The 20696-nt window shown below is 68.4% G+C and carries 19 protein-coding genes and 1 pseudogene; 10 read left to right on the top strand and 10 right to left on the bottom strand.

The annotated features are described in order from the left end of the window. Positions 1–265: 265 nt before the first annotated feature. Positions 266–1060, top strand: coding sequence for a tryptophan-rich sensory protein (locus ACZZZN_RS13705; protein ID WP_463505688.1), 795 nt, complete (start codon positions 266–268; stop codon positions 1058–1060). Positions 1061–1200: 140 nt separating this feature from the next. Here the strand turns inward: ACZZZN_RS13705 and ACZZZN_RS13700 are convergent, their stop codons facing one another. The 6 genes from ACZZZN_RS13700 to kdpF all read right to left on the bottom strand — a co-directional run bounded on the left by ACZZZN_RS13700 (position 1201) and on the right by kdpF (position 9244). Continuing rightward, a complete protein-coding gene (locus ACZZZN_RS13700; RefSeq protein WP_463505687.1) occupies positions 1201–1872 on the bottom strand; it encodes a response regulator in 672 nt (223 codons plus the stop codon). Beyond that, positions 1869–4403, bottom strand: coding sequence for an ATP-binding protein (locus ACZZZN_RS13695; protein WP_463505686.1), 2535 nt, complete (start codon positions 4401–4403; stop codon positions 1869–1871). Before ACZZZN_RS13695 ends, ACZZZN_RS13700 begins: the two co-directional genes overlap by 4 nt. Then, entirely contained in the window at positions 4400–5002 is a 603-nt protein-coding gene (gene kdpC, locus ACZZZN_RS13690; protein ID WP_463505685.1) for a potassium-transporting ATPase subunit KdpC, read from the bottom strand. The genes ACZZZN_RS13695 and kdpC overlap by 4 nt, the downstream gene beginning before the upstream one ends. 114 nt (positions 5003–5116) lie before the next feature. Continuing rightward, positions 5117–7468: a potassium-transporting ATPase subunit KdpB gene (gene kdpB / locus ACZZZN_RS13685; protein ID WP_463505684.1), complete on the bottom strand. Its 2352-nt coding sequence runs from the start codon at positions 7466–7468 to the stop codon at positions 5117–5119. Between the two features lies 1 nt (position 7469). Beyond that, a complete protein-coding gene (gene kdpA / locus ACZZZN_RS13680) occupies positions 7470–9155 on the bottom strand; it encodes a potassium-transporting ATPase subunit KdpA (protein ID WP_463505683.1) in 1686 nt (561 codons plus the stop codon). After that, positions 9155–9244, bottom strand: coding sequence for a K(+)-transporting ATPase subunit F (gene kdpF / locus ACZZZN_RS13675; protein ID WP_463505682.1), 90 nt, complete (start codon positions 9242–9244; stop codon positions 9155–9157). The genes kdpA and kdpF overlap by 1 nt, the downstream gene beginning before the upstream one ends. Before the next feature lie 287 nt (positions 9245–9531). On the opposite strand from kdpF, the gene ACZZZN_RS13670 reads away from it, so the two are divergent. The 6 genes from ACZZZN_RS13670 (at position 9532) to ACZZZN_RS13645 (ending at position 13751) form a co-directional block, all read left to right on the top strand. Beyond that, positions 9532–9717, top strand: a complete 186-nt coding sequence (locus tag ACZZZN_RS13670; protein ID WP_463505681.1) for a hypothetical protein — start codon at positions 9532–9534, stop codon at positions 9715–9717. Positions 9718–9812: 95 nt separating this feature from the next. Then, the gene (locus tag ACZZZN_RS13665) at positions 9813–11180 is read left to right on the top strand and encodes an RNA polymerase sigma factor (RefSeq protein WP_463505680.1); all 1368 of its coding nucleotides are present in this window, start codon (positions 9813–9815) and stop codon (positions 11178–11180) included. Next, entirely contained in the window at positions 11083–11439 is a 357-nt protein-coding gene (locus ACZZZN_RS13660; protein WP_463505679.1) for a YciI family protein, read from the top strand. The genes ACZZZN_RS13665 and ACZZZN_RS13660 overlap by 98 nt, the downstream gene beginning before the upstream one ends. A gap of 79 nt (positions 11440–11518) precedes the next feature. Beyond that, positions 11519–11830 carry an AbrB/MazE/SpoVT family DNA-binding domain-containing protein gene (locus ACZZZN_RS13655; protein WP_463505678.1) on the top strand — a complete coding sequence of 104 codons (312 nt, stop codon included), beginning with the start codon at positions 11519–11521 and terminating at the stop codon, positions 11828–11830. Between the two features lie 533 nt (positions 11831–12363). Then, on the top strand, positions 12364–13047 hold the full coding sequence (locus ACZZZN_RS13650) for a GntR family transcriptional regulator (protein WP_463505677.1): 684 nt from the start codon (positions 12364–12366) through the stop codon (positions 13045–13047). Further along, entirely contained in the window at positions 13044–13751 is a 708-nt protein-coding gene (locus ACZZZN_RS13645; protein WP_463505676.1) for a GntR family transcriptional regulator, read from the top strand. Before ACZZZN_RS13650 ends, ACZZZN_RS13645 begins: the two co-directional genes overlap by 4 nt. A gap of 94 nt (positions 13752–13845) precedes the next feature. On the opposite strand, the gene ACZZZN_RS13640 is transcribed toward ACZZZN_RS13645, so the two are convergent. After that, the gene (locus tag ACZZZN_RS13640) at positions 13846–14451 is read right to left on the bottom strand and encodes an FMN-binding negative transcriptional regulator (protein ID WP_463505675.1); all 606 of its coding nucleotides are present in this window, start codon (positions 14449–14451) and stop codon (positions 13846–13848) included. Further along, complete coding sequence (locus ACZZZN_RS13635; protein WP_463505674.1) at positions 14451–15416, bottom strand: DMT family transporter; 966 nt, start codon at positions 15414–15416, stop codon at positions 14451–14453. The genes ACZZZN_RS13640 and ACZZZN_RS13635 overlap by 1 nt, the downstream gene beginning before the upstream one ends. On the opposite strand from ACZZZN_RS13635, the pseudogene ACZZZN_RS13630 reads away from it, so the two are divergent. Beyond that, positions 15415–16820, top strand: a pseudogene (locus tag ACZZZN_RS13630) (aminotransferase-like domain-containing protein). The gene ACZZZN_RS13635 and the pseudogene ACZZZN_RS13630 sit on opposite strands and share 2 nt — an antisense overlap. Positions 16821–16969: 149 nt before the next feature. Here ACZZZN_RS13630 and ACZZZN_RS13625 read toward each other — a convergent pair. Then, a complete protein-coding gene (locus ACZZZN_RS13625; protein ID WP_463505673.1) occupies positions 16970–19030 on the bottom strand; it encodes an APC family permease in 2061 nt (686 codons plus the stop codon). 98 nt (positions 19031–19128) lie between these two features. Next, entirely contained in the window at positions 19129–19488 is a 360-nt protein-coding gene (locus ACZZZN_RS13620; protein ID WP_463505672.1) for a nuclear transport factor 2 family protein, read from the bottom strand. Positions 19489–19587: 99 nt separating this feature from the next. Here ACZZZN_RS13620 and ACZZZN_RS13615 point away from each other — a divergent pair, with 99 nt between their 5' ends. Beyond that, complete coding sequence (locus ACZZZN_RS13615; protein ID WP_290161120.1) at positions 19588–20286, top strand: GTP pyrophosphokinase; 699 nt, start codon at positions 19588–19590, stop codon at positions 20284–20286. 81 nt (positions 20287–20367) lie between these two features. Continuing rightward, entirely contained in the window at positions 20368–20643 is a 276-nt protein-coding gene (locus tag ACZZZN_RS13610) for a hypothetical protein (RefSeq protein WP_463505671.1), read from the top strand. Positions 20644–20696 lie beyond the last annotated feature (53 nt).

Raw genomic sequence — 20696 nt, 5'->3', positions numbered from 1 at the left:
GGGGCGGGGCGTTGGCTGACGGTGACCGCCTGGTGTCTGCGCCTTGTTGGGCGGAACTCTCCGTGTTGGGCGGACGGATGCTGTCTGAAAGGCCGCCCAATACGGTGTTGGCCGCCCAACGCGGTTGGCCGCCAACGGGGTGCGGCTTCCGGACAAGACGGGTCGAAAGGCGTGGGTCCACACTGTTTGGCTAGCCGGGCTAGCTGTAAGCCTCTCTAGTGTCAAGGGTCTGTGGCGCTGCTGCAGACGCGCATATCTTTCGAGCATGGAATCCCGGACGCAGGACATCGCCCGCCAGTCAGCCATCATCGCCGCGGCCACCTTCATGCTGATCGCCGCAGCCGTCGGATCGGGCGCCTTCGGCGGCACCTCGGTGAGTGAACTGCAGGACGGAGCGCTCTCGGCCCAGGGGTCGTACCTGGCTCCGGCCGGACCCGCCTTCTCGATCTGGACGCTGATCTACATCGGGCTCATCGCCTACACGGTGTGGCAGGCGCTTCCCGCGCAGCGCTCGAATGAGCGCCAGCGCGCGGTCGGCGGATGGATCGCCGCGTCGATGGTGCTGAACGGGCTGTGGCTCGTGACGGCGCAGTTCCTGTCCCTGCCGCTGACCGTGCTCATGATCGCTGTGCTTCTCGCGACTCTCGCCCGGGTCATGGTGATTCTCGGACGCAGCCGGGCCCGCAGCTGGCCCGAGCGCATCGTCGTCGACGGGGCCAACGGCCTGCACTTCGGGTGGGTCACCATCGCGACGGTCGCCAACACCGCGGCATGGTTCACGCAGATCGCTCCCGCGAGCTGGGAGGACCAGGCCGAGATCTGGGCTGTCGCCGTGCTCGCCGTGGTGATGGTGATCGGCGTCGCCAGCGCACTCGTGACCAAGCGTCTCGCTCCCGCCCTCGCGACGGCCTGGGGGCTCAGCTGGCTCGCCGTCGGACGCCTCACCGATGAGCCCGAGAGCACGGTCACAGCGATCGCCGGAATCATCGTGGCCGTCGTGCTCGTCGCTGCCGGCATCGTCGGCGGACTGCGTCGTCACCGCGAGCCGGCATCCGCCTGACACCCTGACTCGAGAACCGGCGAACCGCGCGAGATGCGGATGCTTCTGGCGTTCGCTTCCGCATCTCAAGCGGTTGACCGGATCTCGGCGGGAGGATCGGCGGGAAGCAGCGAAGCGGGGCAGCCGACATCCGCTCGCCCTCAGACCACCAGCCGGTAGCCCATCCCCGACTCGGTCAGCAGATGAACCGGCGCGCTCGGCTCGGCCTCGAGCTTCTTGCGAAGCTGCGACATGTACAGCCGCAGGTAGCCCGAGTCGGAGACCTGTTCGCTGCCCCAGATCTCCTTCAGCAGATCCTGCCGGGTGACCAGTGCTCCAGGATGCCGCGCGAGATGCTCGAGCATGCGCCACTCGGTCGGCGTCAAGTGCACGCGCGCACCGGCGCGGGTGACGGTCTTGGTCGCGAGGTCGACCACGACATCGCCGAATCCGACGGTCGACTCCCCGCCGGCGGGAACCGAGCGACGGGACAGCGCGCGCAGCCGGGCGAGCAGCTCGTCGACCTGAAAGGGCTTGGTGACGAAGTCGTCGGCCCCGGCATCCAGAGCCTCGACCTTGTCTGCTGATCCGGTTCGACCCGACACGACGATGATGGGCACGTTCGTCCATCCGCGCAGCGCCTGGATCACCTCGATGCCGTCGAGTCGCGGCATCCCGAGGTCGAGCATGATGAGGTCGGGATGCGTCTGCGCGGCGGCGGCCACGGCGGCGGCGCCGTCGGACGCGACGACGACCTCGTATCCGTGAGCGGCGAGCGTGATGCGCAATGCCCGCACCATCTGCGGGTCGTCGTCGGCGATGAGGAGCTTCACTCCGTCTCCTCCTGCATGAGATCGGGGGTCCCCGCCAACGGCAGGGAGATGACCATGGTGAGTCCACCGCCGGGGGTGTCCTCGGGTGTCAGGGTACCGCCCATGCCCTCGGCGAATCCGCGCGACAGGGCGAGACCCAGACCGAGCCCGGTGCTGTTGTCGGTGTCTCCGAGGCGCTGGAACGGCTGGAAGATCTGGTCTCGCTTCTCGGCGGGAACGCCGGATCCGCGGTCGATGACCCGGATCTCGGCATGGTCGGCGATCGTGCTCGTCGACACGATCACCCGCTTGTCATCGGGGGAGTGCCGGTGCGCGTTCGCGATGACGTTCACGAGCACGCGCTGCAGCAGCACCGGATCGGCCGACACCGCGGGCAGGTCGGCATCCAACGCGAGATCCACCTCGCCGGGGCCGAGACCGAGCTCGTCGACGGCCGCCAGCACGGGGCCTGCGACATCGAGCCGCATGGTCGAGACGGCGAGCACGCCGGCCTGCACGCGGCTGACGTCGAGCAGGTCGGTGACGAGCGACGACAGGGTCGCGAGGCTCTCGTCGGCGGTGGCGAGCAACTCTTCGCGGTCGGATGCCGACAGCGAGTGCGCCCCGCGGAGTCCGCCGATCGCGGCGACGGCCGAGGCGAGCGGTCGGCGCAGGTCGTGGCTGACCGCCGAGAGCAGGGCGGTGCGCACCTGGTCGGTCTCGGCGAGCGCGGCGACCTCGCGCGCGGTCGCCCGCAGGTCGGTGTGCTCGATCGCTGCCGCGAGCTGAGCGACGATCGCATCGAGCAGGCGTCGAGCGGGAGTGTCGAGAGGTTCGCCGTGCAGCTCGAGCACGGCCGGCGCAGGGCCCGAGTCGACAGTGATCGTCGTCGCGCGACCGTCGGGAACGGGTTCGCCGTCGCTCGCCAGCACCTCACCGTCGGCGCTCAGCAGGCGCACTCCAGTGAGGCCGAATGCTTCACGCGTGCGGCTGACGAGGGCGAGCACGGCGTTGTCGCCGCGCAGCACATTGCCGGCGACCGCGGCGAGCAGTTCGGCCTCGGCGGCGGCTCGTTGAGCGGTACGCGCTCGACGCGCGGCCTGGTCGACGATGATGCTGACGAGGATGGCGATCGTGACGTAGAGCGCGAGGGCGAGCACGTGCAGCGGATGCGCGATGGTGATGGTGAACAGCGGCGCGACGAACAGGAAGTCGAGGGTGACACCCGACAGCACCGCAGCGAAGACTGCAGGACGCACCCCGCCCACGAGTGCCACGATCACGACCAGCAGCTGGAAGGCCAGCACTTCGACCGTGATCGACTCGGGGCTGCGGAACGCGAACATGGCCCACGACAGCAGCGGTCCGAACACCAGGGCGACCGCGAAGCCGAGCAGCTGCCGCCGCCATCCGAGCGCGCCGCCGGTGATGCGGGGGAGCGCTGCACGTCCACCGGCGGCGGCGTGGGTGACGATGTGCACGTCGATGTCGCCGGAGCGGCGGATGACCTCTGCGCCGATTCCGGGCCCGGTCAGCGCCGCCGCCAGTCGACCTCGGCGACTGACGCCGATGACGAGCTGGGTCGCATCCGCTCCCTGCGCGAACTCGACGAGGGTGCCCGGGATGTCGTCGCCGATGATCTGGTGGAAGCTGCCGCCGAGCGATTCGACGAGTGTGCGCTGAGCCGCAAGAGCCCCGGGCGTCTCGTCGCGAAGCCCGTCCTGCGCGGCGATGTGCACCGCGAGCAGTTCGCCGCCGGCCGAGCGGGCTGCGATGCGGGCGCCACGGCGCAGCAGCGTCTCGCCCTCCGGGCCTCCGGTGAGGGCGACGACCACGCGCTCGCGCGCCTGCCACGTGCCCTCGATGCCGTGGTCGGCGCGATAACTGCGCAGCGCGCTGTCGACCTCGTCAGCGAGCCACAGCAGCGCGAGTTCGCGCAGAGCAGTGAGGTTGCCGAGGCGGAAGTAGTTCGACAGGGCCGCGTCGATCCGCTCGGCGGGATAGACGAGTCCGGCTGAGAGACGGTCGCGCAGTGACTGCGGAGCGAGGTCGACGACCTCGATCTCGTCGGCCGCGCGCACCACGGCATCCGGAATCGTCTCCTGCTGGGCGATGCCGGTGATCTTCTCGACCACCGCGTTCAGCGAGTCGATGTGCTGCACGTTGACGGTCGTGACGACATCGATCCCGGCGGCCAGCAGCGCGTCGACGTCCTGCCAGCGCTTGGCGTTCTGCGAACCGGGGGTGTTCGTGTGGGCGAGTTCGTCGACGAGCGCGATCTCGGGGTGGCGTGCCAGCACGGCATCCAGATCCATCTCGCTCAGCGGCACGCCCCGGTGCTGGTCGACACGTCGGGGCACCTCGGGGATGCCGATGGTCTGCGCCGCGGTCGCCGCGCGGCCGTGTGTCTCGACGATCGCGATCACGACGTCGCGGCCCTCGTCGAGCAGCCGCTTGCCTTCGGCGAGCATCTCGTACGTCTTGCCGACGCCGGGTGCCGCGCCGAGCAGCACGCGGAGTCGACCGCGCGTGCCGTGACGCTCTGCCGTCATTCGCCCTCCCGCTCATCGAGAGCGAGATTGAGCTCTGCGACATTGATGCGCTCGTCGCCGAGGAATCCCAGATCCCGCCCTTGAATCTTAGACTCCACGAGGTCGCGCACCTCCTGCTCGGCGAGGCCGCGCTCGTCTGCGACGCGCGGCACCTGCAGCAGCGCGTAGGCGACGCTGATGTGCGGGTCGAGGCCTGATCCGGATGCCGTCACGGCGTCGGCCGGCACGGCATCCTCGTTCACGCCCTCGCGCTCGGCGATGGCGGCCTGGCGCTCGGCGATCGAGGCGACGAGGTCGGGGTTCTCGGGGCCGAGGTTGCTGCCGCTCGATCCGCGGCCGTCGTATCCGTCGCCGGCTGCCGACGGGCGTGATTGGAAGTACTCGGGAAGCGCGTCGCCGTCATCATCCGCAAAGCTCTGACCGATCAGCGAGCTGCCTTTACCGTCGGCCAGCGGAGAGCCGTTCGCCTGGAACGGCAGCAGCAGTTGGCCGATGCCGGTGACGACCAGCGTGTAGCCGATGCCGAGCACGAGGGTGAACACGAGCATCGCGCGGATCGCGACGCCGGCGGTGCGGGCAGCGGTGCGGGAGGAGGACATGAGAGGCCTTTCAGGGTCTGGAGGGTTGTGGGAGGAGCGGCTGACCCCTCGCCGGTCGTTGAGCGAGGAGCGAAGCCCTGAGACGAAACGCAGTGTCGGCCTCACGATGTGGGGTCAGAAACCGGGGATGAGGGTGATGGCGAGGTCGATCAGCTTGATGCCGATGAATGGCGCGATCACCCCGCCCAGGCCGTAGACGAGCAGGTTGCGCTGCAGGATCTGCGACGCGCTCGCCGGCCGGTATTTCACCCCTCGAAGCGCCAGCGGAATCAGGAACACGATCACGATCGCGTTGAAGATGATCGCGCTGGTCACGGCGGATGCCGGTGAGTGCAGCTGCATGATGTTGAGCGCCGCGAGCCCGGGGAAGACCCCCATGAACATCGCCGGGATGATGGCGAAGTACTTGGCGATGTCGTTCGCGAGCGAGAACGTCGTGAGTGCTCCGCGCGTGATGAGCAGCTGCTTGCCGATGCGCACGATGTCGATCAGTTTGGTCGGATCCGAGTCGAGGTCGACCATGTTGCCGGCCTCCTTCGCGGCCGACGTGCCGGTGTTCATCGCGACGCCGACATCGGCCTGGGCGAGGGCCGGGGCGTCGTTCGTGCCGTCACCGGTCATGGCGACGAGCCGCCCGCCCTCCTGTTCGCGCTTGATCAGCTCGAGCTTCTGCTCGGGAGTCGCCTCGGCGAGGAAGTCGTCGACGCCCGCCTCCTTCGCGATCGCGGCGGCGGTCAGCGGGTTGTCGCCCGTGATCATGACCGTGCGGATGCCCATGCTGCGCAGCTCCTCGAACCGCTCGCGCAGGCCGTCTTTCACGATGTCCTTGAGGTGCACGACGCCGAGCACCCGGCCCACGCCCTCCTCCCCGGTCGTTGAGCGAGGAGCGGAGCCCCCTGTCTCGGTCGTTGAGCGAGGAGCGAAGCCCCGAGACGAAACGCGGTGACCTGCGTCGAGCGCTTCCTCACCGCGTTTCGTCTCGGTCGCTGGCGCGTCCTCGCTCAACGACCGGGTGGTGGCGGTGTCAGCCATCCGCACGGCGACCACCAGCGGGGTCCCGCCGCTGGACGCGACTCCGTCGACAAGACCGGCGAGTTCGGCATCTGACCCGAGTCCGAGCCAGGCGCTGATCGCCGAGCCTGCCCCCTTGCGGATCTGCGTGCCGTCGGCGAGGTCGAGGCCCGACATTCGGGTCTGGGCAGTGAAGGGCACGACCACGGCATCCGCCGGTTCGTCGACCCGGATGCCGCGGCTCAGCGCCAGCTCGACGATCGAGGCGCCCTCGGGGGTCGGGTCGGCGAGCGACGACAGCGCCGCGACGCGCAGCAGTTCGTCGGGGTCGACGCCCGGCAGGGGCAACACCTCGTGGGCGCGGCGGTTGCCGTAGGTGATGGTGCCGGTCTTGTCGAGCAGCAGGGTCGTGACATCTCCCGCGGCCTCGACCGCACGGCCCGACATCGCGAGCACGTTGCGCTGCACGAGACGGTCCATGCCGGCGATGCCGATGGCCGAGAGCAGGGCGCCGATCGTGGTCGGGATGAGGCACACGAGCAGGGCGATCAGCACCGGGATGCTGACGGGCGACGCCGCGTACGAGGCGATCGGGTTGAGCGCGAGCACGACAACGACGAAGACGATCGACAGGCTGGCGAGCAGGATGTTCAGTGCGATCTCGTTCGGCGTGCGCTGACGGCTGGCGCCCTCGACGAGCGCGATCATGCGGTCGACGAACGTCTCGCCCGGCTTCGACGTGATGCGCACGACGATGCGGTCCGACAGCACTCGCGTGCCGCCCGTGACGGCGCTGCGATCGCCGCCGGATTCGCGGATGACCGGGGCGCTTTCGCCGGTGATCGCCGACTCGTCGACGGTCGCGATGCCCGCGACGATGTCGCCGTCGCCGGGGATCAGCTCACCCGCCGTGACGATCACGATGTCGTCGCGCTGCAGCTCGGCCGATGAGACGTCGATCGTCTCGGGCGCTTCGACAGGCTCAGCGACCCAACCTCCTCGGGTTCCTGAGCTCACCGAGGAGACGACCTTGCGGGCCATCGTGCTCGTGCGGGTCTTGCGAAGGCTCGCGGCCTGCGCCTTGCCGCGCCCCTCGGCTACCGACTCGGCGACGTTGGCGAACAGCACGGTCAGCCACAGCCAGATCGCGATGCCCCAGGTGAACGGTGCGGGCACCGACGTTCCGCCCGAGTCGGCGGGGCCGCCGAGGAACGGCTCGGCGATCGCGAGCACGGTCGTGAACGCGGCTCCGACCCAGACGAGCAGCATCACGGGGTTGCGCACGAGCGATGCGGGGTTGAGCTTGCGCAGGGCCCCGGGGAGGGCCTGCGTCAGCTGCGCCCAGCCGAACGAGCGCGGCGGTGCAGCGGGAGCGGAGTCGGATGCCGCAGCATCCTGCTGTTCAGGTTCCCCGGTCGTTGAGCGAGCGGAGCGAGACGAAACGTTCGAAGTCATGTCAGACGAGTCCTTCAGCGAGGGGTCCCAGTGCGAGCACGGGGAAGTAGGTGAGTGCCGTGATGATGACCGCGACGGCGGCGAGGAGACCGACGAACTGCGGTCGGTGCGTGGGCAGTGTTCCGGTGTTCTCCGGCACGCGCTGCTGTGCGGCGAAGGATCCGGCCAGAGCCAGCACGAGCACGATCGGCAGGAACCGGCCGAGCAGCATCACGATGCCCAGCGCGGTGTTGAACCACGGGGTGTTCGCGGTGAGTCCGGCGAACGCCGAGCCGTTGTTGTTCGCGGCCGAGGTGAAGGCATAGAGCACTTCGCTCATGCCGTGCACGCCGGGGTTCAGGATGCTCGTCGACTCGACATCCGCCCGGATGCCGGGAACCGCGAAGCTCAGCGCCGTGCCTGCCAGCACGAGAGTCGGCGTCACGAGGATGTACAGGCTCGCGAGCTTGATCTCCTTCGGGCCGATGCGCTTGCCGAGGTACTCGGGGGTGCGGCCGACGAGCAGTCCGCCGACGAACACCGCGATGATCGCGAGCACGAGCATGCCGTAGAGGCCGGAGCCGACGCCGCCGGGGGCGACCTCGCCGAGCATCATGTTGAGCATCGGCATCATGCCGCCGAGCGCGGTGTACGAGTCGTGCATCGAGTTGACCGCACCGGTCGACGTCAACGTGCTGGCGCTGCCGAACAGGGTGGAGCCGAGGATGCCGAAGCGCACCTCCTTGCCCTCCATCGCCGCACCCGCGAGCTCGGGGGCGCTGCCGCGGCCGGCGAGTTCGAGGGCCGAGAGCGCGAAGGTCGAGATCAGGAAGATGGTGCCCATCACGGCCGCGATCGCATAGCCCTGGCGGTTGTCGCCGATCATGCGCCCGAACGTGCGGGGGAGCGCGAACGGGATCACGAGGATCAGCAGGATCTGCAGCAGGTTGGTCCAGCCGGTCGGGTTCTCGAACGGATGCGCGGAGTTGGCGTTGAAGAAACCGCCGCCGTTCGTGCCGAGCAGTTTGATGGCCTCCTGCGAGGCGACCGGTCCGCCGGGGATCGTCTGCGTGCCACCCGAGACCGTGGTCACATCCGTGAAGCCGGCGAAGTTCTGCACAACGCCGCCAGAGATGAGGGCGATCGCGGCGATGAGAGCGATCGGCAGCAGGATGCGTCCGAGTCCGCGGATCAGGTCGACCCAGAAGTTGCCGATCGTGGTCGACCCGCGCCGTGAGAGACCGCGGATCAGTGCTACCGCGACGGCCAGGCCGACGGCGGCCGAGACGAAGTTCTGCACCGTGAGGCCGGCGAGCTGCACGGTGTAGCCCATGGTCTGCTCGGGCGAGTACGACTGCCAGTTGGTGTTCGCGACGAACGACGCCGCGGTGTTGAAGGCCAGGCCCTCAGGAACCGCCGGGAGTCCGAGAGATTCGGGCAGGAACCCCTGCAGTCGCTGCAGGCCGTAGACGAGCAGCAGGCCGACGACGGAGAACGCGAGGACGCTGCGGGCGTAGGCCCGCCAGGTCTGCTCGGATGCCGGGTCGACACCGATCAGGCGGTAGATGCCCCGTTCGACCTTCAGGTCACGCGGGGTGCTGAAGACGTGCGCCATGTAGTCGCCCATCGGGCGGTAGAGCAGCACGATCGCGACGATGAGGACCGCGGCCTGCAGGATGCCGAACCAGAGTTCGGTGCCCGCGCCCATCAGAACTTCTCCGGGTCGACGAGAGCCACCACGAGGTAGACGACGGCGGCCACGGCGAGGGCGGCGGCGATGATCTCGAAGACGATCACAGCCGCTCCACCCCCTTCGCAACCAGGGAGACGAGGGCGAACAGCGCGAGAGTCAGCGCGATGTAGATGATGTCGAGCACGAGACTCGATACAACTCCCGTGCGGACCGGCATATGGCGATCCTCACGCTTTGCCTACGGGGCCGTGCAGGATGCATGCGACTTGCTCACATCTCGGACTCGTGCGAGTTTTTTCGCCTCGTTGTCGCATCCGTCCGTCGTCGTTCGTGGTGAAGGTAGGAGGCGACCGAGTCGGGTGGCCTCAGACACGAGAGGCGCGGTGGTGACATGTACAACGACCCGATGGTGGCGAACCTCGTCTACCGGCTCGAGGCGGAACACGCCGAGGAGCTGATCGTGCGACGTCGGGAGGCGCTCGAGCATCCGGGGCTGATCCGGCGTCCTTCTCTCCGGGTGCGCGCTCGCCGCCTCTGGGCGCGCATCTCTTCCGGCGGAAGCGGGGAACCGGGATGATCGTCCTGACGGCAGGATCGGAACGGAACCTGCTCGACCGAGCGGACGGAGCGAGCACAGGTGACGCGGCGACGGGGTCGGATCGAGGGTTCTCGGTGAGCGCCGACGTCGCAGCGCGCGTCACGCAGGTCTATCGCGACGAGTGGGCGCGCATCGTGGGAGGTCTCACCCGACGGTGCGGTGATCTCGACCTCGCCGAGGAGATGGCTGCTGAGGCGTTCGCCTCGGCCGCTGAGCTCTGGCCGGAGGAGGGCATGCCGCCCAACCCCGCAGGCTGGATCACCACCACGGCCTACCGCAAGGCCATCGATCGGCTGCGTCGCGAGTCTTTCCGTGATGCCAAGCAGCGGGAGGCGCTCATGCTGCACGATCCCGAACCGCCGGAGCCGACGGGCGCCATCGACGACGATCGTCTGCGCTTGCTCTTCACCTGCTGCCACCCTGCGCTGTCGCTCGAGGCGCGCGTGGCCCTGACTCTGCGGATCGTGGGCGGGCTCACCGTCGAGGAGATCGCCCGGGCATTCCTCATCCAGGAGTCCGCGGTGCGGCAGCGCATCACCCGCGCCAAGGCGAAGATCAAGGCCGACCGGATCCCGTATCGGATGCCCGCTGCTGACGACCTCCGCATCCGGATCGACGGAGTGCTCGCAGTGCTCTATCTGATCTTCAACGAGGGATACTTCGCGTCGGGGTCAGGAGTGCCCGCGCTGCGTCGGGAGCTGACAGGGGAGGCCATCAGGCTCACCGGGCTGCTCCGCGAGCTGCTGCCCGACGACGCGGAGGTCGCGGGTCTGCTGGCGCTGATGCTGCTCAGCGAGGCGCGAGCCGCAGCGCGAGTCACCGACGGCGGTGAACTGGTGCGCCTGGACGAACAGGACCGCGGGGCGTGGGACCAGGGACTCATCGCTCGGGGCCTCGCACTGCTCGACGGGCCACCCACCGCGGCTCCCGGTCGTCACCGGCTGCTGGCCGAGATCAACGCCGTGCACGTGCGGGCGACGGATGCCGAGCAGACCGACTGGGCGCGCATCGTCGGGCTCTACGAGCAGCTCGAGCGGATCGATTCGAGCCCGGTCGTGACGCTCAGCAAGGCGGTCGCCGTCGCTGAGCGGGACTCACCGGAAGAGGCGCTGCTGATCGTGGAGACGCTGCGCGACGCGCTCGACCGGTTCCATGCCTTCCACGTGACACGCGCAGAGCTGCTGCGCGCCGCGGACCGACCGGACGATGCGCTGGCTGCCTATGCGCGCGCGATCGACCTCGCTGACAACGCCGCCGAGATCATCCACCTGACCCGGCGCCGCGACGAGCTCGCGGCGCCTTTCGCCCCGGGGACCCCGGGCGCACACCGAATGGAGAGAGCAGATGAGCAACAAGTACCTCGTGATCCACATGACCGACCCGACCGGCGGCACGATGTCGCAGGGCGAGGATCAGCGCCTGCTCGAAGACTGGGCGGATGAGGGCAGGGCCGCCGACAGTCTCGGCGAAGGCGCTCCCGTCGCCGGCCCCGAGGAAGCGAAGTCGGTGGCAGTGCGAGACGGCAAGGTGCTCGTCACCGACGGCCCGTTCCCCGAGTTCAAGGAGTGGTTCGCGGGCTACGACATCGTCACCGCCGAGTCGATCGACCAGGCCGCGAGTTTCATGGCGAAGCATCCGAGCGCCGTGATGGGGAGGATCTACATCCTGCCCGTGGTGAAGCTCCCCTGGGACGAGGACTGAGACCCGCATTCTCGTCGTTGCGCAACCGGAATACTGCTAAACAGCTTTTCGGTGAAGCTGATTGCGATACGATCGACGTATGTCCACCGCAGAGTTTCACGGGTATGTCGGGGTCCAGAGTCGAGGGCTCATCGCTCTCCCAGCGAGTGTCCGCGAGCGTCTGCGCCTCAACGAGCCGGGAACCCAGCTCGAGGTGACCGAACGCCCGGATGGAGTAGTCGAGCTTCGGGCAGCGGTACCAGTTCCTGCAGACCAGGCGTGGTTCTGGACCGAGCGTTGGCAGAAGCGAGAGCGTGAAGTCGACCAGCACGTGGAGGCAGGGAATGTGACCTCCTTCGCCAGCGCGGAGGACTTCCTCGAAAGTCTCGGCGCCGTCGAGTCCGAGCAGTGAAGTTCGAGACCACTCCGAGCTTCGACGGTGACGTCCGCAGACTGAAACCCGTGCACCTGGCTGAGTTCAGGAAGGTGCTGCGAGAGAAGTTCATCCCCGCCTGCGATGCCTACGCTGAGGCCCCCTCGACGCCGTGGCCAGCCTCGCTGAGAGTGAAATCCGTACGATCAGCCCCGGGAATCCTCGAGATGACGTGGTCGTTCTCCTCGCCCGACGGTCGCGCCACGTTCGAGATCATCACGGTTCACGGTGAGGTGAGAATCCGTTGGCGTCGCGTCGGCGACCATGACGTCTTCAAGCGCCCATAGGCGCCACTGCTGAGCCCGCTGGGGTGCGGGGCATCGCTTCAGGGAGAAGAGAGGGCAGCGACTCAGGTCAAGGGGATCTGGGGAAATCCGGGCGCTGAAAGGGGAGTTGCGCCGTCTGTGAACCGCTGCCCCATGTATCAACGCTACGCACACCCGCGAGAACCCGCTGAAATTTCAGTGCCTGATGTGTGGTGCACCGATATGTCGCGGGCATAAAGTGTGCCAGTGGACGAAGTCAGCGCTCCTCTGCCGATCCGGCCGCGGCAGCTCATCCGCGACCAGGTCTTCGCCACGCTGGCCGAAGAGATCATCACGGGCGTCCGGCCGCCTCTCGAGGAGATCCGTGACCAAGATCTCCAGGCGGAGTACGGCATCTCCCGCACACCCATCCGTGAGGCTCTGAACCGCCTCGCCGACCTCGGACTCATCGAGGTCAGCACCAACCGCTTCACCCGGGTCGCACCCGTCGACCTGAACGCGCAGGCCGACCGCGTCGAGACCGCCGTCGCGATGATCGGCTATTGCGCGGTCAAGGTCGTGCCCACCTACACCGATGAGCAGGTCGCGGCGATGGAGGTCCATATCGACGGCATCCTCGCGAGCGAGCTCGCGTGGACCACGAATCGCCAAGGCCTCGCGCTCTGGTACGCGCTGTGGGCAGAGCTCGTGCTGAGCGCGCACAACCAGACCATGGTCGACATCCTCGACGGCCGTCTCGCCATGCACCTGACGAGGACCGTTCCGGATCAGCCGGTCGACGAAGAGCTCATGGCGTACATGCGCACGGTGCTCGAACGAATGCGTGAACTGCTGCGCGACCGCGACGGCGAGGGGCTGCGCGGACTCATCGAGCCCCTGTTCGAGCGCTCGGTCATTGAACCCCTTCGCGCTGAAGCCGCCGGGGAATGACGATGCCCGACGAGCGGATCGACAGGTTGCTCTCGACTCGTCTGCTGGGGCGGACGGCTCCCGTGCCACCGCTCGTCAGATCGAGGGCGGATGCCGTCGTCGACTCGCTCGCACGCTCGATCGAGGCGGGAGATCTCGGCCCGGGCGACTCGCTCTCGGTCACGGCGCTCGTGCACCGGCTCGACGTCGCCGCTGCGACCGTGCGGTCAGCCCTCAGCGTCCTGGATGCCATGCACCTGGTCGAGCATCGACCGAACCGCGCCTCGGCGGTCGTGACTCCCACGAGCGCCTGGTTCGTCGCGGTCGCCGCAGAGTGCTCGGGCCTGTCGATCGCCGCCGCCGATCTCGGCGTGGTCGCTGCCACGGATGCGCAGGTCGAGAGCTTCACAGAGCGGGCGGCCGAGGTCGCGACGCTGTGGTCGGACGATGCCCAGGATCAGGTCGTCGGCGCCGAAGGACTCTGGGACCTGCTGCACATGCTCGCGGAGTTCTCCCGCAATCCCTACCTCGCTGAATCGCACGCGTCGAAGCGCACGGCGCTGGTGTTCGGCATCCGCTCGCTGAGTCGATCGCGCAACCCGGCGATGCTGAGGTCAGCTGTCGACGCCCTCGTCACCGCTGTGCGCGACCGTGACAGACACGAGGCGGTCGACATCGTGCGCGACCTGTTCATCTTCGTGATCGACGGGGTCGCCGAGCTCTGAGCCCCAGCCTGTTCAAGCGGCCGAGACCCACCGCGGCGGCCGAGACCCACCGCCTGCGCGGGGGTCTCGGCCGGGACGATGGGTCTCGGTGGACTCACTCCGATGAGGAGGACCCCCGCATCTCGACGGCGAGCGCGGGGTTCGTCTCGTCGAAGCTGGCGGCGATGTTCTCACGCACCTCGGGCGACTTGTTCTGACTCAGCTTGGCGCGGGCGTCGAAGCGCTCGACGCGCAGGCGCAACCCGACCGTGCCCTTCGCCGCGCGACGGGTGCCGGCTTCGTCGTCCGAGAGGCTTCGCCCATGCGGGTTGCCGCTCTCGAAGTGGTCGGTGAGCTGCGCGAGCATGGCGTAGTTCTCGTCCTCACTGAGGATCTCGGGTGTGCCGTACAGGTGCGCGGTGACGTGGTTCCACGTCGGCACGAGCTCGCCCGGCGCGTAGAGGCTCGGCGACACATAGTCGTGCGGCCCTTGGATGATCACGAGCACCTCGTGCAGGCCGAGCTCGTGCAGTTGTTCGTCGGGGCGACCGAAGTGACTGGCTATGACGATGCCGTCTTCGTCGTCGAGCAACAGCGCCGGATAGTGCGAGGCGACGAGGCCGGTGCTCGTCGGCGAGACGAACGTCGCCCACGGATTGTCTCGGATGAGGCGCTTCACCTCGAGCGGATCGGTCATCAGGTAGCGGGGTGTGTGGCGCATCAGGACTCCTCGGAAGGGTGGCGGGGCGGGCGGACGGAACGGCGAGAGCGGATGCCCGGCGATCGCGTGCGCACGGCGAGCGCGGCGCAGGCGATGACAGCGAGGCCGCCGATGGCCGTCGACCATCCGACGGTCTCGTGCAGCAGCAGTGCGGCCCAGGCGATGCCCAGGACGGGCTGGACGAGTTGGATCTGACTGACCTGCGCCATCGGCCCGATGGCGAGGCCTCGATACCAGGCGAAGAATGCGAGGAACATGCTCACGACCGCGAGATACCCGAAGGCCAGCCATTCGCCTGATGTCGCCGCGGGTGGCTGGTCGACGGCGGCGACGATGGTGAGTGCTGTCATGACCGGAGCGGCGACCACCAACGCCCACGACACGGTCTGCCACGAGCCGAGCTCGCGGGCGAGCAGGCCGCCCTCGGCGTATCCGATCGCGGCGGCGAGAACGGCGCCGAACAACAGCAGGTCAGCCCCGTTCAGGTCGCCGATGCCTCCGTTCTGCATCGAGGCGAACAGCACGGCAGCGCCGGCACCCGCGCCGGCGAACAGCCAGAACGAGGCGGGCGGTCGCTCGCGGGTGCGCACGACCACGAGCGCGGCGGTCGCTGCGGGGAGCAGCCCGATCACGACGGCGCCATGGCTGGCGGGCGCAGTGGTCATCGCGAACGAGGTGAGCAGCGGGAACCCGGCCACCACGCCGGCCGCGACGATCGCGAGTCGTGCCCACTGGGTCTTCGTCGGCGGATGCTGGTGCGTGACCGCGAGCGCGATGGCGGCGAGCACCGCAGCGGCGACCGCTCGGCCTGACCCGATGAAGAGCGGCGAGAGTCCGCCGACCGCGATGCGTGTGAGAGGGAGGGTGAACGAGAACCCCACGACCCCGAGCAGACCCCATCCCAGACCCGCTCGTCGGGATAGCACTCCCCGCTCGGGGTGGATAACGCTACTATCTACTGTCATGGGCAACGATAGCAGCGACAGAATCGTGCGCGGAGTACGCGCGTGGGTCTCCACCGCGACGCCGGGGGCGCGGGTGCCGTCGAATCGGGCTCTCGTGGCCGAGTACGGGGCGAGCCCGGTCACGGTGCAGAAGGCGATGGCGCAGCTGGCGCGCCTCGGCCTGGTCGAATCCCGACCGGGCGCGGGAACTTTCGTGCGAGCGCAGCGCCCGCGGCATCCCGCCGACTACGGATGGCAGACCGCAGCTCTCGGGGCGCCCCCCGCGCGGCTCGCCGGGCTCACATCGACCCAGCGAACGGTCGCACCGGATGCGATCGGCATGCACTCCGGGTACCCCGCGGTCGACCTTCTTCCCGAGCGCCTCGTGCGTCAGGCGATCACCCGCGCCGCCCGCACCCCATCGGCGCTCACCCGCTCGCCCGCGGCGGGACTGCCCGAGCTGCAGGAGTGGTTCGCGGCCGAGCTCGCGGCATCCGCGCCGGCAGACGTCACCCCGGCATCCGCCCGCGATGCGCTCGTGATCGCGGGCAGCCAGAGCGGTCTGAGCTCGATCTTCCGGGCCGTGGTCGGCGCCGGTCAGCCGCTGCTGATCGAATCGCCCACGTACTGGGGGGCGCTGCTCGCGGCCGAGCAGGCAGGTGTCGTGCTGGTGCCGATCCCGTCGGGGCCGCACGGTCCTGATCCGGATGCCGTCGACCGGGCCTTCACCGAGACGGGCGCTCGCGCGTTCTACGCACAGCCGACGTTCGCGAACCCGACCGGCGCGCGATGGCCCACAGCGATAGGACTGGCAGTGCTCGAGACGGTGCGCCGCCACGGTGCCTTCCTCATCGAGGACGACTGGGCGCACGACCTCGCGATCGACGGTGATGTCCGGCCGCTGGCTGCACGGGATGACGACGGCCACGTCGTGTACTTGCGCTCGCTGACCAAGAGCGTGTCGCCGGCTCTGCGCGTCGCGGCTGTGATCGCCCGGGGGCCGGCGCGTGAGCGCATCCTCGCCGACCGCGCGGCCGAGTCGATGTACGTCAGCGGACTGCTGCAGACGGCGGCTCTCGATGTGGTGACGCAGCCCGCGTGGACGACCCATCTGCGCGGGTTCCGCGAACAGCTGCGGATGCGGCGAGACCTGCTGCTGTCGAGTCTCGCCGAGCACGCCCCGGCGGCGGTCGTCGAGACAGTCCCGTCAGGGGACTAAACCTGTGGGCACGTCTTCCCGACGGCACGGATGTCGACGCGGTGGTGCGCGGGTGCGAGTCTCGCGGACTCGTCATCTCGCCGGGCTCCGAATGGTTCCCGGCCGAGCCCTCCGGCGAGTATGTGCGCCTCAACTACGCCAACGCCGACCCGTCGAGGTTCGTCGAGGCGGCCGGCATCCTCGGCGGGGTGCTCGCGGCATCCTGACGGCTGCCCCGTCGAGCAGCCGACCCCTCGAGCAGCCGCCTCGTCGAGAAGCCGACCCGTCGAGACCGACCTCGCCGGACGAGACCCACCGCCTGCACGTGGGTCTCGTCCGAAGATGTCGGTCTCGCCGGAAGGGCGGGACTCGGGGCTCAGCTCTCCGGCGGGCCTTCTGGGCGGTGCGCGCGACGGCCCTGCACGACCACCGGACGCCCGGCTCGCTCCTGGCCGGGCAACGGCCGCGAGCGTCGACCGTAGATCAGCTCCGACGAGTCGAGCAACCAGGGCACGAGTGTGATCGTCACGCCGTGCACGAGCATCAGCTGATTGGCGAGGCGGCGGGCGCGACGGTTGTGCAGGAAGCTCTCCCACCAGTGCCCCACGATGTACTGCGGCAGGTAGACGGTGACCACCGACGACCCGTGCTTCTCGCGGTACTGCGTGATGAACTGCGTCACCGGCTGCGCGAACGACCGGTAGGGCGACTCGACGATCACGAGCGGGATCGGCACCAGGTGATCCGCCCATTCCTTCTGCAGGTGGGCGGCATCGTCGGATGCCACGGCGACGTGCACCGCGAGGGTCTTGCCGTGCTTGGCCGCGACCGCGTAGTCGATCGCCTTGATGACCGGCTTCTGCAGCCGATTGACGAGCACGATGGCGAGATCGCCGGTCGCGCCGAATCTGGTGGTGTCGTCGAGGGCGATCTCATGCTCCACATCGCGGTAGTAGCGCTTGACGCCCATCATCAGGAACGCGAGAACCGGAATGGCGAAGAACACCAGATACGCGCCATGCGTGAACTTGGTGATCGTCACGATCAGCAGCACGGTCACCGTCATCGCCGCACCGACGGAGTTGATGAGCAGCCCCATCTTCGCCGAGCGGCGATCGCTGCCCTCGACGGGATCCGGGCCTCGCAGTGCTCGCCGCCAGTGCCGCACCATGCCGATCTGCCCCAGCGAGAACGACACGAAGACGCCGATGATGTACAGCTGGATCAGCGTTGTCAGCTTCGCCTGGAACACGACCAGCACCACGATCGCGGCGATGCCGAGCACGATCATGCCGTTCGAGAACACGAGTCGGTCACCGCGGGTGTTCAGCGACTTGGGGGCGTAGCCGTCGCGGGCGAGTACCGAGCCGAGCAGGGGGAAGCCGTTGAAGGCGGTGTTCGCAGCGAGCAGCAGCACGCAGGCCGTCGCCGCCTGGATGATGAAGAACAGGATGCTGCCGCCGCCGAAGGTCGCCGAGGCGATCTGCGCCATGAGGCTCGGCTGCGGATTCGAGCAGTCGAAGCCGATCAGGTCGCAGGGGTTCTCGGCGTAGTGCACACCCGAGATCAGCGCGAGCGCGGTGAGGCCGGCGAACAGGCACGCGGCGATCGAGCCCATGAGCACGAGTGTGGTCTGCGCGTTGCGCACCTTCGGCGTGCGGAACGCGGGCACGCCGTTCGACACGGCCTCGACGCCGGTGAGGGCGGAGCATCCGCTCGAGAAGGCGCGCAGGATCAGCAGGATCACCGCGGCCTGCCCGAGGTCTTCGGAGTGCACCGCGAACTCGGCGCTGGAGGCGACGGGCGCATCGCCGAGGAAGGTGCGGATCAGGCCGGTCACGATCATGAAGCCGACCGAGCCGATGAAGACGTAGGTGGGGATCGCGAACACGAGCGACGCCTCGCGCACCCCGCGCAGGTTCACGAGGATGATGAGGATCACGAAGCCGACCGCGAGCTCGACTCGCAGCGGGTCGAGCCCGGGGACCGCGGAGATGATGTTGTCGACGCCGGATGCCACCGACACCGCGACCGTCAGCACGTAGTCGACCAGCAGAGCCGCCGCCACGATGACGCCGGGGATCTCGCCGAGGTTCTTCGACGCGACCTCGTAGTCACCGCCACCCGAGGGGTAGGCCCTGATGAGCTGGCGGTAGCTGAGCACCACGACGATGAGCAGCACGATGACCGCGACAGCGACGAGCGGGGTGAACGACAGGAAGGTCAGCCCGCCGATGAGCAGGATCATCACCAACTCCTGCGGCGCATACGCCACCGAACTCAGTGCATCCGACGCGAAGATCGGCAGCGCCATCTTCTTGGGGAGCAGCTGATCGTCGACCTGAGCGCTCGTCAGCGGGTCGCCGATGAGGATGCGCTTGACGCGGGGCGGGGCGTCCGTGACGTCGCGGGTTTCATCTGACACGTCGGGCGACATTACGCCTGCACACGCGTCCCTTACGTGATCCTCACGGAATCCCTACGGCCGCACGGGCGTCCCTAACGCAAACCTCACGGCCTTGGCGTCGTCGCTGGTCAGTCCTGGTGCGGGCGCGGCATGTACCACTCCGTGAACTCCGTCGCCCGCCCCTCGGCATCCAGCCGGACGATCCACAGGTTCAGGTAGTCGCGCTCCGCGGGATACTTCGTGCGTCCTTCGATCACGACGAAACCAGCATCCTCTCGGACGATCCACCACTCGAACGTCCACGCGTCAGGCTCGTCGAGATCCTCGAGCCAGCCGGCGACGATGTCGGCGCGCCCGACCCGCGGCTCGGAATCGGGGTTCGTCAGATACTTCGCGTCGTCGCTGAAGAGGGCGGCGATGTGCTGGGGATCGTTCGATTTCCAGGCCTCGACGTACGCGGCGGTCCACTTCTCTCCGGGGGTGGTCATGTGTTCCGTTCTAGACCGGGCCTCCGACATCGTCAAGGCGCTCGACTCTCATCGACGATCCACAGCCACTTCCGATCACGGACGGATAACGTCGAAGGCATGACGTCCCTTCAGGTCACCGACGACGCGATCCAGCAGACTCGGGAGCTCCGTGACGAGTTCCAGCGCTTCCTGCGTGAATACGAGTTCGGGATGCGGGAGGTCGAGACCAAGATCGGCATCCTGCGTGATGAGTTCACCCACCACCACGCCTACAACCCGATCGAGCACGTGAAGAGCCGGCTGAAGACACCCGACAGCATCGTCGAGAAGATCGCCCGCAAGGGCATCGCCGAGCCCGACTTCGAACGCATCCGCTCCGAGATCACCGACATCGCGGGTGTGCGCGTGACCTGCAGCTTCGTCGCCGACGTGTACCGGCTGTTCGACCTGCTCACCGCGCAGGATGATGTGACGGTGCGCACGGTCAAGGACTACATCGCGACCCCGAAGGACAACGGCTACAAGAGCCTGCACGCGATCATCGAAGTGCCGGTGTTCCTGTCCACCGGTGCGCTGTCGGTGCCGGTCGAGGTGCAGTTCCGCACGATCGCGATGGACTTCTGGGCCAGCCTCGAGCACAAGATCTACTACAAGTTCTCGAACCAGGTGCCCTCGCATCTCGTGGAGAGCCTGACGGATGCCGCCGAGGCCGCCGCCGAGCTCGACAGCCGCATGGAGCGCCTGCACCGCGAGGCCCACGGCGTGCCGCAGCGGCAGCTCGCACCCCCGCCTCCTCCGCACGTCGTGCAGGTCTGACGACGAGGAAGGCCGTTCGGCGGTGCCGCCGGCGTTCACAACGATGTTGCGCGAGCATCCGGACCCTGGCACCATCAGCAGGTGGTCAGTACAGCGGAATCCCGGTCTCTCGACGCCGATCAGGCGTTGATTCTCGACGAGCTCGCGGGTCTCGACCGCGGGCGGCAGCGCTGCGAATGCGACCACGGCGGCGAAGAGGCCTATGAGGCGTGCGGCCGCAAGGCGAAGTGGCGCGTGTCGATCGACTGCGGCTGCGGCGAGAACCATCCGCGCACGGTCGAGATCCTCTGCTCCCGCTGCCTGCGCACGCTGCGCCAGTCACAGGGCGCCGACACGATCACCGCCCGCCCTCTCTGACGCGACCCCGCCGGCCCGCTGCTCCATCCGATAGCGGCCCCGCTCCGAACAAC

The sequence above is a fragment of the Microbacterium sp. AC145 genome, from assembly GCF_979258505.1.
Note: the sequence above shows the minus strand (reverse complement) of the source record. Positions and strands in the feature narration are given on the sequence as shown.

What these genes read in the sequence shown, in the direction of transcription:
- ACZZZN_RS13705 (WP_463505688.1), top strand. Translation starts at nt 266, where the DNA reads ATGGAATCCCGGACGCAGGACATCGCCCGCCAGTCAGCCATCATCGCC.
- kdpB (WP_463505684.1), bottom strand. Translation starts at nt 7,468, where the DNA reads ATGACTTCGAACGTTTCGTCTCGCTCCGCTCGCTCAACGACCGGGGAA.
- ACZZZN_RS13615 (WP_290161120.1), top strand. Translation starts at nt 19,588, where the DNA reads ATGACGTCCCTTCAGGTCACCGACGACGCGATCCAGCAGACTCGGGAG.
- ACZZZN_RS13670 (WP_463505681.1), top strand. Translation starts at nt 9,532, where the DNA reads ATGTACAACGACCCGATGGTGGCGAACCTCGTCTACCGGCTCGAGGCG.
- kdpA (WP_463505683.1), bottom strand. Translation starts at nt 9,155, where the DNA reads ATGGGCGCGGGCACCGAACTCTGGTTCGGCATCCTGCAGGCCGCGGTC.
- ACZZZN_RS13695 (WP_463505686.1), bottom strand. Translation starts at nt 4,403, where the DNA reads ATGACGGCAGAGCGTCACGGCACGCGCGGTCGACTCCGCGTGCTGCTC.
- ACZZZN_RS13640 (WP_463505675.1), bottom strand. Translation starts at nt 14,451, where the DNA reads ATGCGCCACACACCCCGCTACCTGATGACCGATCCGCTCGAGGTGAAG.
- ACZZZN_RS13620 (WP_463505672.1), bottom strand. Translation starts at nt 19,488, where the DNA reads ATGACCACCCCCGGAGAGAAGTGGACCGCCGCGTACGTCGAGGCCTGG.
- ACZZZN_RS13625 (WP_463505673.1), bottom strand. Translation starts at nt 19,030, where the DNA reads ATGTCGCCCGACGTGTCAGATGAAACCCGCGACGTCACGGACGCCCCG.
- ACZZZN_RS13655 (WP_463505678.1), top strand. Translation starts at nt 11,519, where the DNA reads ATGTCCACCGCAGAGTTTCACGGGTATGTCGGGGTCCAGAGTCGAGGG.
- ACZZZN_RS13645 (WP_463505676.1), top strand. Translation starts at nt 13,044, where the DNA reads ATGACGATGCCCGACGAGCGGATCGACAGGTTGCTCTCGACTCGTCTG.
- ACZZZN_RS13635 (WP_463505674.1), bottom strand. Translation starts at nt 15,416, where the DNA reads ATGACAGTAGATAGTAGCGTTATCCACCCCGAGCGGGGAGTGCTATCC.
- kdpC (WP_463505685.1), bottom strand. Translation starts at nt 5,002, where the DNA reads ATGTCCTCCTCCCGCACCGCTGCCCGCACCGCCGGCGTCGCGATCCGC.
- ACZZZN_RS13660 (WP_463505679.1), top strand. Translation starts at nt 11,083, where the DNA reads ATGAGCAACAAGTACCTCGTGATCCACATGACCGACCCGACCGGCGGC.